Below are 16,362 nucleotides of genomic sequence, written 5' to 3' on the forward strand. Positions count from 1 at the left end.
TTGCGGAGGCGGGCCGCCCACCAGGGGATTGTTCACAGGAACTGCCAAGCGTGCCCATAGGTCCGGGCGAGGCGGAACGCGCACCGTTGCTGAGGTGTCACCAGGAGGGAACACCGGCGAACGGAGGCAGGGCATGAAACGGGAGACCGGCCGGCGAAGGGCGGCGTTGCTCACCGGAGCACTGGTGGTGGCGAGCGCGACCGGAACGGCTGCTGTGGCCGCCGCCGCGTACGCGTCGGAAAGGTCAGCCACGACAACCCCCGAGGAGTCGGCGACTTCGCCCTCGGACTCCGCCACCACGACCGAGGAGTGGCCGGCGCTCTCCGACGACAGCGGTGGCAGCAGCAGCGGTGGCCAGGCGACTTCCGGGGGTTCCTGATGCCGTTGGTGGAAACCCTGCCGGTCGGCGCCGACACCGCGCAGTGGAACGTGTGGGGCACGGTGGCCCGCGTCGTCGTCTTCTCCCGGGCTGCTGCCGCGTCGGCGGCGGGTGAAGCGGCGGCGATCGTTCGTGCCGAGCTGGCGGCCGTCGATGAGGCGTGCAGCCGGTTCCGCGAGGACTCCGAGCTGCGCGCGGCGTGCCGGGCCGGGCGGCCGGTCGTGGTCACCCCGCTGCTCGCCGCGCTGGTCGGCGCGGCGCTGACCGCGGCCCGCGAGACGGCCGGCGATGTCGACCCCACCGTGGGCGGGGCCCTGTGCGGCCTCGGCTACGACCGTGACTTCGCCGCCCTGACCGGTCGCCCGGTGGCGCCGGCGGTCCGAGTCTTCCCCACCCCCGACTGGCGGTCGGTGCGGCTGCGCGGCCGCGAGCTGACCGTGCCCGACGGCGTCCTGCTCGACCTGGGCGCCACCGCGAAGGCGTTCGCCGCCGACCGGGCGGCAGCGCGGGTCGCCCGCGAGCTGGGCGTCGGCGTGCTGGTAGCGCTGGGCGGCGACATCGCGACGGCCGGCCCGGCCCCCGACGGCGGCTGGCGGGTCCTGGTGCGGGACGGACCGGAAGACCCTTCCTGCGCGGTACGGCTGCCGGCCGGCGCCGCCCTGGCCACATCGAGCACCGTGTCCCGCACGTGGGGCCGCCCCGGCGAGCTCCTGCACCACATCGTCGACCCACGCACCGGCCGACCGGCCACGCGGGTCTGGCGCACGGTCTCGGTCGCCGCCACCTCGTGCCTGCGCGCGAACACCCTGACCACGGCCGCGATCGTCCGCGGCCACGGCGCCCCCGCCCTGCTCGGCCGCGCCCCGAGTCGCCTGGTCACACCCTCCCTGGAGGTCCTGCGCAGGGGCGGCTGGCCGTCATGACCGACGCGCTCTGGTACTTCGCCCGCGGTAGCGGCGTGGTGTCACTGGTCCTGCTGACCGTGGTCGTCGCGCTGGGCATCGGCGCTCGAAGCGGCCGTACGGCGTTCGGCCTGCCCGCCTTCGCGGTGAACCTGGTGCATCGCAACGCCGCCCTGCTGGCCGTGGTGTTCCTGGTGGGCCACCTGGTGAGCCTCCTCTTCGACCCGTACGCCCAGCTGCGCGTCTTCGACCTGGTTCTGCCGTTCGCCGGCAACTACCGCCCCGTGTGGCAGGGCCTGGGCACACTGGCGTTCGACCTCGTGCTGGCGATCGTCGCCACCAGCCTGCTGCGCCGCCGGTTGGGCGTCCGCACCTGGCGGATCGTGCACTGGCTGGCCTACCTGAGCTGGCCGACAGCCCTGCTGCACGGCTTGGGCACCGGTTCCGACAACGGCACTGTCTGGCTCTGGTCGATTTCGGCGCTCTGCACCGCCACGGTCCTGGCCGCCGTCGTCTGGCGCCTGACCCCCGGCTTCGGCCGGTTCCCCCAGCGGGCACCCCGTCAGGTCAACCCGCGGCTGCTCCCCACCCGGACCCGACCGGCCGAAGCCGGCACCCTCGAGGAGGCACGATGATCAGCGTTGTGGAGGCGCCGCCGGGGCGTCAGGTGCAGCTTCGGCTGCTGGCCGGGAGCAATGACGGGCGGCTGGACAGCCACCTTGCCCAGCATGGGCGCCTGCCGGTGCGCGAGACCAACCAGGTGATGGGGATGGCCCGGGATGCGGGGCTCACGGGGCGGGGCGGGGCCGGCTTTCCGGTTTGGCGCAAGCTCAGCGCGGTCGCGGCGGGCGGGCGGGCGCCGGTGGTGATCGCGAACGGAGCCGAGGGGGAGCCGGCCAGTGGGAAGGATCGCGCTCTGTTGACGTACGCGCCGAATCTGGTTCTTGATGGTCTGCAGCTGATGGCGCTGGGGGCTCAGAGCGTTGTGCTCTATGCGCCGGCTGCCGGCCACCGGGCGTTGCGGGAGCTCATCGACGCCCGGCGCGGGGCGCGGCTCGATCGGGTGCCGGTGCGGCTGGTCGCGGCGCCGGACGCGTTTGTCGCGGGGGAGGAGTCGGCGGCCGCTGCGGCGGTGGCGGGCCGGGGAGCCGTGCCGACCGACAAGCTGGTGCGGATCACCGAGTCCGGGCCGGGCGGCGCGCCTACGCTCGTGCAGAACGTCGAGACGCTCGCCCATCTCGCGATGATCGCCCGCTACGGGCCGGGGTGGTTCCGCGCGGCGGGTACGGCCGAGGAGCCGGGAACCTTTCTGGCCACGGTCAGTGGTGCTGTCGCCTCACCAGGAGTGGTTGAGGCCGGTTACGGCGTGGCTCTCGGTGACCTCATCGCGGCTGCGGGCGGTGCGACCGCTCCGCTGAGCGCGGTGCTGGTGGGTGGCTATCACGGTGGGTGGGTGCCGGCTGAGGGAGCGCTGCCGGTCAGTCGCGCGGGTCTCATGCCGTACGGGGGAAGCCCGGGCGCCGGTGTGATCGTCGCCCTGCCGCGGAACGCCTGCGGCTTGATGGAGACGGCCCGCATCGTGGGCTATCTCGCCGGGCAGGTGGCCGGTCAATGTGGACCGTGTCTGAACGGGCTGCCGCGGCTCGCGAGCACGCTGACCGATCTGGCTCACCGCCGGGCTCGCCCAGGGTTGCCGGCCGAGGTCGACCGGCTCGCCCGGCTGGTCACGGGCCGCGGCGCCTGCCGTCATCCCGACGGCACCGCCCGCCTGATCCACAGCGCGATGCGCGCCTTCGAAGCCGACGTCGCCGCCCACCTGACCGGACGCTGCCTGGCCACGGAGGAGGGGCGATGAACCGGCTGCATGTCGATTGGACAGCCTGTGACGGGCGGGGGCTGTGTGCTGAACTGCTGCCCGAGTTGCTGGTCGAGGACGACTGGGGTTATCCGGTGCCGCGCGGGGACATGAGCGTGCCGCCGGCGTTGGAGCCGGCGGCACGCCAGGCCGTGGATCGGTGCCCGGCCCTGGCATTGCGGCTGACCAGGGTCGTCACCGGCCCAGCGCCCGTGTGATCGGCGACTCGTAAGTGGATGCCAGTCCCCGTTTGCTCGGCGTCTCTAAGCTCGTCCGGTGCGTAAGTTTCTCGGGCTCCTCGTCGCTGTGGTCATCAGCGCCGCCGCCGCTCTCGCGGTGGTCCGGCTGGTTGCCCCGGCCGACGGCGATTCCGGCGTACGCCGCCAATTGGCCTACCTTCGGGCCGAGCTCGACTCCGGCGCCGCCGAGGACGCGCAACAGCTCTTCCCCGAGGGCTATTTCTTCTCGTACGCGCTGTACGGCCTGGCCTCGGTCGACGCCGGCCGGCTCGACGACGCGTGGTGGGCCCTGAGCCGCCTCGAATCGGACGCCGGCCGGGCGCCGTTCGCGGGCGAGATGCCCCTGCAATACGGCGTCTTCTACCGCGGCTGGGTCAACTGGCTGCGCGGGGGCATCCTCTCCCGCGTACCGGAAGCCGCCCGTGACGCCGCCCAGGTGCGCGCCTTCGACGAGGACTCGGCCGCCATCGCCGCCGCCTTCGACGCCTCACCGACCCCGTTCCTGGCGTCGTACCCCGGCCAGGCGTGGCCGGTCGACTCCACGGTGGCGATCGCCTCGCTGCGCCTGCACGACAAACTGCGAACCCCCGCGTACGACGTCACGGTCATCCGCTGGCTGGCCAACGTGCAGGCCCGTCTCGACCCCGCCACCCAGCTCATCCCGCACACGGCCGACCCCGACACGGGTGAGCCCACCTCCGGCGCGCAGGGCTCGTCGCAGAGCATCATCAACCGCTTCCTGCCCGAGATCGACCCCGAGCTGGCGCGCCAGCAGTACACAAGATTCCGCACGTGGTTCCTCGCGGCGCCGCTGGGCCTCGGCCCCACCGTGCGCGAACACCCGGTCGGCACGGACGGCCCCTCGAACGTCGACTCGGGCCCCCTGGTCCTGGGCGTGAGCCTGTCAGCCACGGTCGTGACGATCGGCGCCGCCAAGGTCCACGGCGACGAGTCCCTGGCCGACGGCCTGGCCCGCTTCGGCGAGGTGGCGGGCCTGCCGGTCTACACCCCGGGAACGAAGAGGTACGCGTTCGGCGCCGCTCCCGTGGGCGACGCCTTCCTGGCCTGGTCCAAATCCGCCCGCCCCTGGGTGGCCGCCGCGCCCGAGCCCCCGTCCCGGGTCCTGTCCCGCTGGTGGCAGCTTCCCCTCCTGACCCTGCTCCTCGCCGTGGGTCTGGCGCCGTGGCTGCTGCGCTCCGCCCTGCGCCGGCGGCGTTCCGCTTAGGATCGCCGACCGTCGGGCAGCTTGGGCCAGGTGGCGCTCGCGGAGTCTTGGGCGGGTCTGTGGATAACCTGTCGCCGCTGGGATATGGATAGCTATCCCCGGACCTCGAAAAACGTAGGGTCGACCCGCCCCGGCGGGCGGGGGTTCGGGTGGACCAACTCTTACATGATCAGCGCGCCCTGCGTGGGTCATTCTTCTCGCGCCGGATGCAGGCGGTTGTGGTCGCTCGCGCGGGTGGCCTTGAGCGGTTAGGACGATTTCAGCCGAAAAAAGCGTTCCGCCGCTAACGCCACATTAAGCCGGTTAGATTACGGAAGGCGAGAAGCCGGATCTTTCTCGGCTTTCGCTGCTCGGGCCGGTCCGAACCGGCGCTTCGAGCCCCGCCCATCGGTGCGGTACCCGAACAGGCAAACCCGTCGCAAGGCGGAGACGCAAAGCCAGGGGCCTCCACGAGGCAGCCCAGCCGCCGAAGGAGAACGAAAGACATGCGCTATCCCAAAGCCCATGCAGACTCGAGCGGCTCGGTTCCGTTCGCGCTGCGTGGCCCCAAGACCGTGCGGACGGCCCTCGCAGCCGTCACCGCGCTCGGCGTCGGCCTGGTGCCGGCGCTTATGTTCGTCTCGCCTGCCTCGGCTGCGACGAGCGACTTCACAATCACGCCCACCGCGGCGGCGGTGACTGAGGGCAGCCCGTTCAGCCTCAGCATCGCCAAGGACCCGAACATCACCACCGGCACCTATACGATTACCATCGGTGCGGACGCTACGCTGAACGCCCGCCAGGCCAACCTGACCAGCGACATCGGCGCGCTCTCGACCACGACTATCGACGCCTCGACCGCGGGCCCCTGGACCGTGACGCTGCCGACGACGCAGGACTCGGTTTACGAGTGGGACGAGACCTTCGTGGTCGAGGTGAAGGACAGCACGGTTGTACCTGCCGTCGCTTCCAACACGCAGGTCCTGACGATCAACAACGACGACGCCGCGCCGTCGTACAGCCTCTCGGCCTCGCCGAACCCGGTGACCGAGTCGGCCGGCGCCAAGACGATCGTCACGGCGTCCCTCAGCGCGATCTCGGGCCGCGATACCGAAATCACGCTCAACACGGCCAATGGCACCGCGACCTCGTCGAACGACTACACGGCGCTGAGTGCCTCGGCGGTGACCATCCTGGCCGGCAGCCCCAGCATCACCAAGGAAATCCCGATCGCCAACGACGGCGTGAAGGACCAGCTGGACACCGAGAACTTCGTGGTCAACGGCAGCGCGTCCGCGAACGTCGCGAACACCGGCGTGAACGCCACCAGCGCGACGGTCAGCATCGTCGACGCGCAGACCACGCCGAAGCTGACCCTTTCGGGCGGCGGTGCGCAGGCCGAGGGCCACAGCGCCTCGTTCACGGTCACGGCCAGTGTCGGCTCCGAACTGCCGATGTCGGTGAACTGGAACTCGGCTGACGTCACGCCGGCCACCGGCCGGGCCAAGGCCACGTCCGGTGACGATTTCACCTACCCGGCGAGCCGCACTGTCACCATCGCGACCGGTCAGACCACCGCCCCAATCAGCATCCCGCTGACCGCCGACGGGGTCAACGAGCTCGACGAGGACTACGCGATCGAATTGGCCAGCCCGGTCAACGCGGCCCTGGGCACGCCGTCCAAGGCGACCGGCACGATCACCGACACCAGCTCCGCACCGACCCTGACCATCGCGCCGAGCGCGGTGGCGGAGGGTGATTCGGGCAAGAAGTGGGCGACCTTCACCGCCACGCTGAGCAGCAAGTCGGGCAAGACGGTCACGGCTGAATGGGCCACGGCCGCCAGCGGCACCGGCTACGGCAAGGCCGTCGCCGGCAAGGACTACATGGCCAACAGCGGCCGGCTTGTCTTCGCCCCCGGCGCCACTACTCAGACCTTCGCCGTTGAGATCATCGGTGACAATGTCGACGAGGGCACCGGCGAAACCTTCAACATCACCACGGCTTCTCCGATCTCGGAGAACCCGGTGACGCTGAGCCCGTCCGGCCCGACCACGATCACCATCACGGACGACGACTCGGCCCCGAGCGTCTCCTTCGACGACGCGGTCGAGAAGGAGGGCAACGGCCCGAAGGCATGGCTGCTGCCGGTCAAGCTGAGCAATCCGAGCGACCACCCGCTGGTTGTCGGCATCGTCGACAACGGCACCGGCTCGGCCTCGGCCACCTACAGCGCGGCCACGCCAGGCAGCGGCGACTACAGCCTGCTGACCAGCACGGTCACGATCCAGCCGGAGATGATGAGCGGCCAGGCGGTCGTCCTGGTCAACGGTGACGAGATCTACGAGCCGGACGAGACCGTCTCGCTCAAGAGCAGCGTCACGGATGCTCCCAGCCTCGCGCTGATCTCGGGTGCGGCTGACGACCCGATCACCGTCACGCTGACTAACGATGACAAGGCGCCGGACCTGGAGATCAACTCCGCTAAGGGCAAGGAGGGCGAGACGGTCAACGTGACCGGCACGCTCACCGGCACCTCGCAGTCGCCGCTCAGCCTGTCGGTGAGCTTCGGCGGCGGTTCGATCAAGGGCAGCAAGGCCGCTGACGTCGGCGACTTCACCAACCCGGGCACCCAGGTGATCCCGATCCCGGCCGGCACCCCGTCCGGCGCGACCATTCCGGTCGCCAGCATCCCGCTGCTCGAGGACAAGCTCGACGAGCCCGACGAGACCATCGTCGGTACGGGCACCGGCCTCGGCGGTGTCGGCACGGTGACCGACGGCGTCATCGTCATCACGGGCTCCGCCGGTGGTGGCGAGGAGCCGGGTGGCGAGGAGCCGGGTGAGGCTCCGAAGCCCACGATCACCGCTCCGGCGTCGGTCAACGGCACGGGTCCCGTCTCGATCACCGGTACCGTCGCGGCCAACGCCACGGTCGAGCTGTGGGGCGCCCCGGTCGCCGGTGGCGAGCTGAAGTGGATCGCGAACAGCAAGGCCGGCACGACCGGCAGCTACTCGTTCTCGCGGTCGATCTCGCAGGGCATGCGGTTCGTCACGCAGTCCCAGGAGGTCAACTCCGACGAAAAGACGGTGTGGGTGAACCAGTGGGCTTCGCTCACGGCGAGCTCGCCCTCGCGGGGCCGCGTCACGGTCCTCGTCAAGACCAACCCGAACGCCTCCGGCCGTAAGGTCGTCGTTCAGCGCTGGACCGGTCCCAACACCTGGACCAACATCCTGGTGAGCAGGGCCAACGTGAACGGCGCCTACACCGCCACGACGTGGGCGCCCCGGGGCCTGGTCGCCCTGCGCGCCTGGGTCGAAGGCGACGCCGACATGGGCATCAACACTGGTTGGACGGGCATCGTCCGCCCGGTCATCAGGTAAGCACCAGTAGCAAGACGGGGGCGGCCATCGGCCGCCCCCGTTTCGTTGTGTGAACGCTCAGTCCACCTCGACCGCGGCCTGGGCGAACTGCGCCGAGTACAACCTCGCGTACGCGCCGCCGGCGGCGATCAGCTCGTCGTGGGTGCCCTGTTCGACGATCCGGCCCTCCTCCATCACCAGGATCATGTCGGCGTCGCGAATCGTCGACAGGCGGTGGGCGATCACGAACGAGGTCCGGCCCTCGCGCAGGGTGGCCATGGCGCGTTGGATCAGCACTTCCGTACGGGTGTCGACCGAGCTCGTCGCCTCGTCGAGGATCAGGATGCTGGGCTCGGCCAGGAACGCCCGGGCGATGGTGATCAGCTGTTTCTGGCCGGCGCTGACGTTCGAGCCCTCCTCGTCGATCACCGTGTCGTAGCCGTCCGGCAGCATCCGTACGAAGGGGTCGACGTGCGCGGCCTCGGCCGCCCGCACCACCGCTTCCATGTCGAACGAGTCGGCGCCGTACGCGATGTTCTCGGCGATCGTGCCGCCGAACAGCCACGTGTCCTGCAGCACCATGCCGATCTCCTCGCGCAGGAGCGCCCGGGGCATGGTCGCGATGTCGATGCCGTCGAGCAGGATCCGCCCCGAGTCCACGTCGTAGAACCGCATCAGCAGGTTCACCAGCGTGGTCTTGCCGGCGCCGGTCGGCCCGACGATCGCCACGGTCTGGCCCGGCGCGGCCTCGAGCGACAGGTGCTCGATGAGCGGCTTGTCGGGCACGTAGCGGAACGAGACGTCGTCGAACGCCACCCGCCCCCGCACGTCGGAGAGTCCGGCGGAGTCCGGATCGGGGGACTGTTCCGGGGCGTCGAGCAGGGCGAACACCCGCTCGGCGGACGCCACGCCGGACTGGATCAGGTTGGCCATCGAGGCGACCTGGGTCAGCGGCTGGCTGAACTGCCGCGAGTACGTGATGAACGCCTGCACCTCGCCCAGCGACAGCGAGCCGGACGCCACCCGCAGGCCGCCGACGACCGCCACCAGCACGTAGTTCAGGTTGCTGATGAACATCATGGCCGGCTGGATGAGGCCGCTGATGAACTGCGCCCGGAACGACGACGCGTACAGCTTGTCGTTGTGCTCGGCGAAGACCGCCGAGGCTTCGTCCTGCCGCCCGAAGACCTTGACCAGGGAATGCCCGGTGAACATCTCCTCGATGTGGCCGTTGAGCTTGCCCGTCGTCGCCCACTGGGCCACGAAGTTGGGCTGGGAGCGCTTGCCGACCGCCGTCGTCACGAAGAACGACACCGGCACCGTGATCAGCGCGATCAACGCCAGCAGGGGCGAGATCCAGAACATCGCGCCGAGCACGCCGATGATCGTCAGCAGGGCCGTGGTCAGCTGGGCGAACGTCTGCTGCAGGGTTTGCGCGATGTTGTCGGTGTCGTTGGTGGCCCGGCTCAGCACCTCGCCGCGGGGCTGCTGGTCGAAGTACGACAGCGGCAGCCGGGCCAGCTTGGCCTCGACCTGCTCGCGCAGGCGGTAGACGGCCGTCTGCACCACGGTCGCCGTGATGCGGCCCTGCAGCACACCGAACAGCCACGCGAAGACGTAGATCACCGCGACCCACATCAGCACCCGGGCCAGGCGGTCGAAGTCGATGCCCTGGCCGGGTGTGAAGTCGATCGCGCCGAGCAGGTCGGCCTGCGTGTTCTCACCGCCGGCGCGCAGCGCGGCGATCGCCTCGGCTTTGGTGACGTCGCCGTCGACCATGTTGCCGATGAAGCCGGCGAAGATGACGTCGGTGGCGCGGCCCAGCAGGTAGGGGCCGAGCACCGACAGGGCGACGCTGATCGCGCCGGCCACCATGACCACGACCACCAGCAGCCGCTGCGGTTTCAGCAGTCCCAGCAGGCGCTTGGTGGATCCCTTGAAGTCCTGGAGTTTCTCGGTCGGGGCGGGGCCGGCCATCATGCGTACGGCGGGAGGACCGCCCACGGGTGGGCCGGGCCGGCGGGCAGGGGCAGTCATACGGCGGCCTCCTCAGCGGTGAGCTGGGAGAGCACGATCTCCCGGTAGGTGGCGTTGGCGGACATGAGTTCGGCGTGGGTGCCGGTGCCGGCCACCCGGCCGTCGTCGAGGACGATGATCCGGTCGGCGTCGCGGATGGTGCTCACCCGCTGGGCGACGATGACCACGGTGGCGTCGGCGGTGTGCTCGGCGAGCGCCGACCGCAGGGCCGCGTCGGTGGCGTAGTCGAGCGCCGAGAACGAGTCGTCGAACAGGTAGATCTCGGGCCGGTTGACCAGGGCCCGCGCGATGGCCAGCCGTTGCCGCTGGCCACCCGACACGTTGGTGCCGCCCTGAGCGATCGGCGCCTCCAGGCCGCCCTCCATCTGTTCGACGAAGCCGCGGGCCTGGGCGATCTCGAGGGCCTCCCACAGCTGCTCGTCGGTCGCGTCCGGATTGCCGTACCGCAGATTGGAGGCGATCGTGCCGGAGAACAGGTAAGGCCGCTGGGGGACCAGGCCGACCAGCCGCGACAGCAGTGCCGGCTCGAGGTCGCGGACGTCGACGCCGTCGACCAGCACGGTGCCCGAGGTGGCGTCGAAGAGCCGCGGCACCAGGTTGAGCAGCGTGGTCTTGCCGCTGCCGGTGCTGCCGATGACCGCCGTGACCTCGCCCGGCCGGGCGGCCAGGCTGATCTCGCTGAGCACGGCCGTCTCGGCGCCGGGGTAGCTGAAGCCGACGTCGCGCAGGTCGAGCCGGCCGTGCTGGGGGACCTCGGTGACCGGGTCGGTGGCCGGCACCACGCTCGACTCGGTGCCCAGCACCTCCTCGATGCGCTCGGCGCAGACCTCGGCCCGCGGGATCATCACGAACATGAAGGTGGCCATCATGATCGACATGAGGATCTGCATGAGATAACTGAGGAACGCGGTCAGCGCGCCGATCTGCATCGCGCCGGAGTCGATGCGGTGGCCGCCGAACCAGAGCACGGCGACGCTGGACAGGTTCACGATCAGCATGACCGTCGGGAACATCAGCGCCATCAGCTTGCCGACCCGGAGCGACACGTCGGTCAGCGAGGCGTTGGCGTCCTGGTAGCGGGCCTGCTCACGGTCGTCGCGGACGAACGCGCGGATCACCCGGATGCCGGTGATCTGCTCGCGCATGACCCGGTTGACCCGGTCGATGCGGGTCTGCATCGTCCGGAACAGCGGACGCATCCGCACGATGATCGCGGCCACCGTGGCCACCAGCACCGGCACGATGACCAGGAGCAGCGACGACAGCGGCACGTCGAGCCGCAGGGCCAGCACGATGCCGCCGACGCACATGATCGGCGCCGAGACCATCAGCGTGAAGGTCATCAGCACCAGCATCTGGACCTGCTGGACGTCGTTGGTGGTGCGCGTGATCAGCGACGGGGCGCCGAACTGGCCCACCTCGCGGGCCGAGAACTTCTGCACCTGCCCGAAGATCGAGGCCCGCACGTCGCGTCCCACGGCCATCGCCGTACGGGCGCCGAAGTAGACCGCGACGACCTGGGCGGCGATGCTGGCCAGCGTGATCGCGAGCATCCACCCGCCGATCCGCATGACGTAACCGGTGTCGCCCTCGACCACGCCGTTGTCGATGATGTCGGCGAACAGCGTGGGCAGATAGAGCGTGGCCAGCGTCTGGAGGAACTGGAAGAGCACGACGAGCGTGATGTCCCGCCGGTACGGGCGTAAGTAGGTTCGGAGCAGTTGGATGAGCACTACTGGGTCCCCCGTCGGAGCAGTCCGTCGAGCAGCAGGGAGACCGTCTCCTCGCCGCTGAAGTTGTCCGGGTCGCCGAACGGCCCGTACGTGTTGGCGCCGCAGAACAGCAGCAGCAGTGAGGCCACCGCCGCCGGTGGGCGGCGCAGTTGGTCGGCGCCTTCCGTGATCACGTCGGTCAGGGCAGCCTGCAGAGACTGCCGGTTCGCGAGCATCTGCCCGGTGGCGTCGCCGGTGAGGAGCAGCTTCCGCGCCGCCGTCATGAGCTGGGCGTTTTCCGCGAATCGGGCGTGTATCAGCTCTGCCGCCCGGATCAGCCGCTCGCGCAGCGGCTGGGAGCGGTCGATCGCGGCCAGCGCGTCGAGCGTCAGCTGCGGGTCGAGCGCCTTGATCACCGAGCACACCACCAGCGACGTCTTCGTCTCGAAGACGCCGAAGATCGTGCCCTCGGCCACGCCGGCCGCCCGGGCGATCTGCCGGGTGCTGACGTCCAGCCCGTGCTCGTGCAGCAACGGGATGGTCGCGTCGATCAGGGCCGCGCGGCGCTCCTCGGGCGCGAGCGCGGGCACACGTCGTCGCTTGTTCTCCACGGCGACGACTGTACTGAGCGAGCACTCACTCATCCACTGACATTTGTCACGGGTCGGCCCGACGGCCGGAGGAAAGCTCAGGTTGCGGAACGGTTGACCGATCGAGGCGCTCGTGCAACCAGCCGAGATGGACGATCACACCGCCGAGTACTGGGCGCGTCAGCTTCGCATCGGCGCGGCCATCGCCGCGGTGGTCACGGCGATCGGCGGTGTCCGGATAGCCATCGGCTGGGAGGGCGCGCAACGCTGGTGGCTGCTCCCGGTGATGCTGGCCGTCGTGTCCCAGGTGGCCATCTTCCCGCTGCCGTGGGCCCGCCTGGTGCGCAGCGAGCGCACCCGGCGGTGGCTGGCGGGCTGGTGGCTCGCCGAGATGCCGGTGATGCTGCTGTTCGGCTGGGTCGATCCGGACGGCTGGATGCTCTACGTCCCCGCCGTCGTCCTGTTGCTGATCACGGCGGCCGCGTTGTGGTCACCCCGCTTCGTCATCGCCCTCGGCGTGATGTCGATCGGCGGGTACGCCCTGCTGCTCCCGGCGCGGGCCGGCGCCACCCTCGGCACCACGTTGGTGCTGCTCGCGATGATGGGCTGCATCGTCGGCCTGACCGCGCTCTACGCCAAGAGCCGTCGTTCGCTCGACAGCCGCCGCCACACAGCCGAACAGCGCGCCGAGACGCTGCTGGCCGCCTCGGCCGACGCGGTGATCGCCATCGGGGCCGACGGCCTGGTCGTGTACGCCACCGAGTCGATCACCCAGATGCTCGGGCTGCCGCGGCAGGCGCTGGTCGGCCGGCGCCTCAGCAGCCTGCTCCCGGAGGGCCGGGCGGAACGGGCCCGAGACTTCTTCAACAGCCTGATCGCGCTGCCGCTCGGGCAGAGCCTGCGCGCGGAGTCCCAGCTGCGCGGGGCCGACGGCGAATGGGTGTACGTCGATGTGCTGGCCACCAACTGGATCGACGACCCGGACATCGCTGCCGCCGTGGTGAGCCTGCGCGACATCGGCGCCCGCCGCGAGCTGGAGGAGAAGCTGCACCTCCAGGCGTTCACCGACTCGTTGACCGGCATGCCCAACCGGGCCCTGTTCCGGCAGCGGTTGGCCGAGGCCGTGGCCGCTGCCGACGACCTCCACCCGGTCACCGTGCTGCTGCTCGACCTCGACGACTTCAAGCTGGTCAACGACAACCTCGGGCACAGCGCCGGCGACGAGCTGCTGACCACGATCGCCGGCCGCCTGCGCCGGCACGTGCGCCCGGCCGACGTGCTCGCCCGTCTCGGCGGTGACGAGTTCGCCATCCTCATGCGCGACCTCGAGCCGGGCGACGCCGCCGCGCTGGCCGAACGGCTCGTCCGGACCATCCGCGAGCCGATCCGCCTGGGCAGCCGCGACATCGCCTGCTCGCTGAGCATCGGAATAGCGACCTCCGCGGCCGGCGAAAGCCAGGGTGACCATCTGCTCGGCAACGCCGACCTGGCGATGTACGCCGCCAAGCGGGCCGGTCGCAACGGCTACGCGATCTTCGACCCGACCATGACGATGTCGGTGCTCGAGGAGGCCCAGCTGCGTGTCGACCTCGAGCAGGCGCTGGAGCACGACGAGTTCGCCGTGCTCTACCAGCCCGTGGTCGACATGCAGACGCAGAGCGTCAGCTCGGTCGAGGCACTGGTGCGCTGGAACCACCCGCGCGACGGGCTGCTCAGCCCGTACCACTTCATCGCCGCCGCCGAGGCCAACGGCCTGATCGTGCCGCTCGGCCGGTGGGTGCTGCGGGAGGCCTGCGCCCAGCTCGCCCGCTGGCGCGCCGAGTCACCCGCGGCGGCCGGTCTCAAGGTCAACGTCAACCTCTCAGCCCGTCAGTTCCAGTACGCCGGTCTGGTCGACGACGTCGCCGGAGCACTCCGCGACGCCGGTCTCGACGCCGCCTCGCTCACCCTCGAGATCACCGAGTCGATGCTGATGGAGGACATCGAGACCGCCAAGCGGACCCTGCACTCGCTGCGCGCGCTCGGCGTACGGCTGGCCATCGACGACTTCGGCACCGGCTACTCGTCGCTGAGCTACCTCAAGCAGCTCCCGGTCGACGTCATCAAGATCGACAAGACGTTCGTGGACGACGTCGACACCGACGCCGACGACGTGGCCCTGGTGGACGCGGTGGCCGGCCTCGGCCAGGCGCTGAAGATGCAGACCGTGGCCGAGGGCATCGAGACCGACGCCCAGTGGGCGACCCTGCGCCGCCTCGGCATCGACCACGGCCAGGGCTATCTGTTCGGCCGCCCGGCCGACCCGGAGCAGATCCGCGCGCTGCTCGACGGGGTGAGCACCGTCTCGGCTTGAACCGCTTACCCGCACCCAGCGTGTACCTGTTGGTAGGTGCAACTCTGCGGTTAGGAAACGTCGTGTCGGTCAACAAGCACGTGCGCCGGGTCGCCGGCGGGGTGGTCACCACCCTCGCCGCCCTGTTCGTCTTCCTCGCGCTGGTGCTCCCGGACCAGATCACCCGGCTCGCACCGGGCAACTTCTGGCTCACCGCCCTGGTCCGGGTGCCCATCGAGGCGCTGCTCGTGATGGCGCTGCTGCTGGCGCTGCCGGCCCGGGCCCGGCGCATCACGGCGACCGCGCTGGGCGTGGGCCTCGGGGTGCTGACGGTTCTGAAGGTCATCGACATCGGCTTCTACGCCGTGCTGGCCCGCCCGTTCGACCCGGTGCTCGACTGGGTGCTGTTCAAGGACGGCTTCAACTTCCTCACCGACTCGGTCGGCCGGGGTGGCGCGCTGCTAGCCGCGGCAGGCGCCGTGCTGCTGGCCGCGGTCACGCTGGTCGCGATGACGTTCTCGGTCCGCCGGCTGAGCCGGGTCATCGCCGCCCACCCCTGGCCCGTACGCGGAACGGTGGTCACCCTCTCGGCCGCCTGGGTCACCCTGGCCGTGATGAGCTTCCAGCTCGTCGGCGGCATCCCGGTGGCCAGCCAGAGCGCCGCCGAGCTGGCCCGCGACACCGTGCTCGCCGTGCCCCAGGACATCCAGGACCGCAAGGACTTCGTACGCGAGGTGCAGGACGACGCGTTCAAGACCCTGCCCGACGACCAGCTGCTGAGCGCCCTCCGGGGCAAGGACGTGATCATCGGCTTCGTCGAGAGCTACGGCCGCGACGCCGTCGAGAACCCCGAGTTCAACCAGCCGGTGGTCGACCAGCTGCGCTCCGGGCAGGCCAAGCTCGCGGCCAAGGGCTTCCAGGCGCAGAGCGGCTACCTCACGTCGCCCACGTTCGGCGGCGGCAGCTGGCTGGCCCACTCGACGTTCCTGTCCGGCCTGTGGATCGACAACCAGAACCGGTACCGCAGCCTCGTCGCGACCGACCGCATGACGCTGACCTCCGCCTTCAAGCGGGCCGGCTTCCGCACCGTCGGGTTCCAGCCGGGCGTCACGTTCGCCTGGCCCGAGGGGCAGTTCTACGGCTACCAGCAGATCTACGATTCGCACACGCTGGGCTACCACGGCCCGGCGCTGAGCTGGTCGACCATGCCCGACCAGTTCGTGATGAAGCAGGTGCACGAGTACGAGTTCGGCAAGGCGAAGCGCCCGCCGCTGCTGGCCGAGGTGACACTGACCTCGAGCCACACCCCGTGGACCCCGGTGCCGCCGATGCTCCCGTGGGACAAGATCGGCGATGGCCGGGTATACGGCCCGTTGATCGAGGGCGCCCCCAACGCGCAACAGCTCTTCTCGGACGGCAAGAAGGTCAAGCAGGCGTACGCCGGGTCGATCGCCTACTCCGTCGACAGCCTGGTCTCGTACGTCGAGAACTACGGCGACGACAACCTGGTGCTCCTGCTGCTGGGCGACCACCAGCCGGCCTCGGTCGTGGTGGGCACCAACTCGACCAAGGACGTGCCCATCTCGGTCGTCGCCAAGGACCCCAAGGTGCTCGATCGGATCAAGAGCTGGGGCTGGACCGACGGCCTGACCCCGGCCCCCGACGCCCCGCTGTGGCCGATGAACGAGTTCCGCGACAGGTTCCTCACCGCCTACAGCCCGCAAGGGGAGCCTCACTGAACGCAGAGTGA

The 16,362-nt window shown here is 70.3% G+C and carries 12 protein-coding genes and 1 riboswitch; of the genes, 9 read left to right on the forward strand and 3 right to left on the reverse strand.

Going from position 1 to position 16,362, the window contains the following annotated elements; all coding sequences use genetic code 11:
* Positions 1-133 precede the first annotated feature (133 nt).
* From LXN57_RS12705 to LXN57_RS12735, 7 genes are all read left to right on the forward strand, one after another.
* The gene (locus LXN57_RS12705; protein ID WP_251798261.1) at positions 134-379 is read left to right on the forward strand and encodes a hypothetical protein; all 246 of its coding nucleotides are present in this window, start codon (positions 134-136) and stop codon (positions 377-379) included.
* Positions 379-1,302, forward strand: coding sequence for an FAD:protein FMN transferase (locus tag LXN57_RS12710; protein WP_251798262.1), 924 nt, complete (start codon positions 379-381; stop codon positions 1,300-1,302). The genes LXN57_RS12705 and LXN57_RS12710 overlap by 1 nt, the downstream gene beginning before the upstream one ends.
* Positions 1,299-1,916, forward strand: a complete 618-nt coding sequence (locus LXN57_RS12715) for a ferric reductase-like transmembrane domain-containing protein (RefSeq protein WP_251798263.1) — start codon at positions 1,299-1,301, stop codon at positions 1,914-1,916. The genes LXN57_RS12710 and LXN57_RS12715 overlap by 4 nt, the downstream gene beginning before the upstream one ends.
* Positions 1,913-3,136, forward strand: coding sequence for an NADH-ubiquinone oxidoreductase-F iron-sulfur binding region domain-containing protein (locus LXN57_RS12720; protein WP_251798264.1), 1,224 nt, complete (start codon positions 1,913-1,915; stop codon positions 3,134-3,136). The genes LXN57_RS12715 and LXN57_RS12720 overlap by 4 nt, the downstream gene beginning before the upstream one ends.
* Positions 3,133-3,354, forward strand: a complete 222-nt coding sequence (locus tag LXN57_RS12725; RefSeq protein WP_251798265.1) for a ferredoxin — start codon at positions 3,133-3,135, stop codon at positions 3,352-3,354. Before LXN57_RS12720 ends, LXN57_RS12725 begins: the two co-directional genes overlap by 4 nt.
* Before the next feature lie 58 nt (positions 3,355-3,412).
* Entirely contained in the window at positions 3,413-4,600 is a 1,188-nt protein-coding gene (locus LXN57_RS12730) for a hypothetical protein (protein ID WP_251798266.1), read from the forward strand.
* 396 nt (positions 4,601-4,996) lie between these two features.
* Positions 4,997-5,071: riboswitch (cyclic di-GMP riboswitch) on the forward strand.
* 14 nt (positions 5,072-5,085) lie between these two features.
* Positions 5,086-7,962, forward strand: a complete 2,877-nt coding sequence (locus LXN57_RS12735) for a Calx-beta domain-containing protein (RefSeq protein ID WP_251798267.1) — start codon at positions 5,086-5,088, stop codon at positions 7,960-7,962.
* A 57-nt stretch (positions 7,963-8,019) separates the two neighbouring features.
* On the opposite strand, the gene LXN57_RS12740 is transcribed toward LXN57_RS12735, so the two are convergent.
* Genes LXN57_RS12740 through LXN57_RS12750 form a run of 3 tightly spaced genes read right to left on the reverse strand, consistent with a single transcriptional unit; the run spans position 8,020 to position 12,301 of the window.
* The gene (locus LXN57_RS12740) at positions 8,020-9,978 is read right to left on the reverse strand and encodes an ABC transporter ATP-binding protein (protein WP_285904616.1); all 1,959 of its coding nucleotides are present in this window, start codon (positions 9,976-9,978) and stop codon (positions 8,020-8,022) included.
* A complete protein-coding gene (locus LXN57_RS12745; protein WP_251798268.1) occupies positions 9,975-11,711 on the reverse strand; it encodes an ABC transporter ATP-binding protein in 1,737 nt (578 codons plus the stop codon). Before LXN57_RS12745 ends, LXN57_RS12740 begins: the two co-directional genes overlap by 4 nt.
* On the reverse strand, positions 11,711-12,301 hold the full coding sequence (locus tag LXN57_RS12750; protein WP_251798269.1) for a TetR/AcrR family transcriptional regulator: 591 nt from the start codon (positions 12,299-12,301) through the stop codon (positions 11,711-11,713). The genes LXN57_RS12745 and LXN57_RS12750 overlap by 1 nt, the downstream gene beginning before the upstream one ends.
* A 127-nt stretch (positions 12,302-12,428) precedes the next feature.
* On the opposite strand from LXN57_RS12750, the gene LXN57_RS12755 reads away from it, so the two are divergent.
* Both LXN57_RS12755 and LXN57_RS12760 read left to right on the forward strand, forming a co-directional pair.
* The gene (locus tag LXN57_RS12755; protein ID WP_251798270.1) at positions 12,429-14,633 is read left to right on the forward strand and encodes a putative bifunctional diguanylate cyclase/phosphodiesterase; all 2,205 of its coding nucleotides are present in this window, start codon (positions 12,429-12,431) and stop codon (positions 14,631-14,633) included.
* Between the two features lie 62 nt (positions 14,634-14,695).
* A complete protein-coding gene (locus LXN57_RS12760; RefSeq protein ID WP_251798271.1) occupies positions 14,696-16,351 on the forward strand; it encodes a sulfatase-like hydrolase/transferase in 1,656 nt (551 codons plus the stop codon).
* Positions 16,352-16,362 lie beyond the last annotated feature (11 nt).

It is taken from the genome of Paractinoplanes hotanensis (assembly GCF_023717965.1).
In the GTDB taxonomy this organism is placed as follows: Bacteria; Actinomycetota; Actinomycetes; order Mycobacteriales; family Micromonosporaceae; genus Actinoplanes; species Actinoplanes polyasparticus.

Coding starts and splice junctions, on each gene's coding strand:
- LXN57_RS12705 (WP_251798261.1), top strand. CDS start 134: ATGAAACGGGAGACCGGCCGGCGAAGGGCGGCGTTGCTCACCGGAGCA.
- LXN57_RS12710 (WP_251798262.1), top strand. CDS start 379: ATGCCGTTGGTGGAAACCCTGCCGGTCGGCGCCGACACCGCGCAGTGG.
- LXN57_RS12715 (WP_251798263.1), top strand. CDS start 1,299: ATGACCGACGCGCTCTGGTACTTCGCCCGCGGTAGCGGCGTGGTGTCA.
- LXN57_RS12720 (WP_251798264.1), top strand. CDS start 1,913: ATGATCAGCGTTGTGGAGGCGCCGCCGGGGCGTCAGGTGCAGCTTCGG.
- LXN57_RS12725 (WP_251798265.1), top strand. CDS start 3,133: ATGAACCGGCTGCATGTCGATTGGACAGCCTGTGACGGGCGGGGGCTG.
- LXN57_RS12735 (WP_251798267.1), top strand. CDS start 5,086: ATGCGCTATCCCAAAGCCCATGCAGACTCGAGCGGCTCGGTTCCGTTC.
- LXN57_RS12740 (WP_285904616.1), bottom strand. CDS start 9,978: ATGACTGCCCCTGCCCGCCGGCCCGGCCCACCCGTGGGCGGTCCTCCC.
- LXN57_RS12755 (WP_251798270.1), top strand. CDS start 12,429: ATGGACGATCACACCGCCGAGTACTGGGCGCGTCAGCTTCGCATCGGC.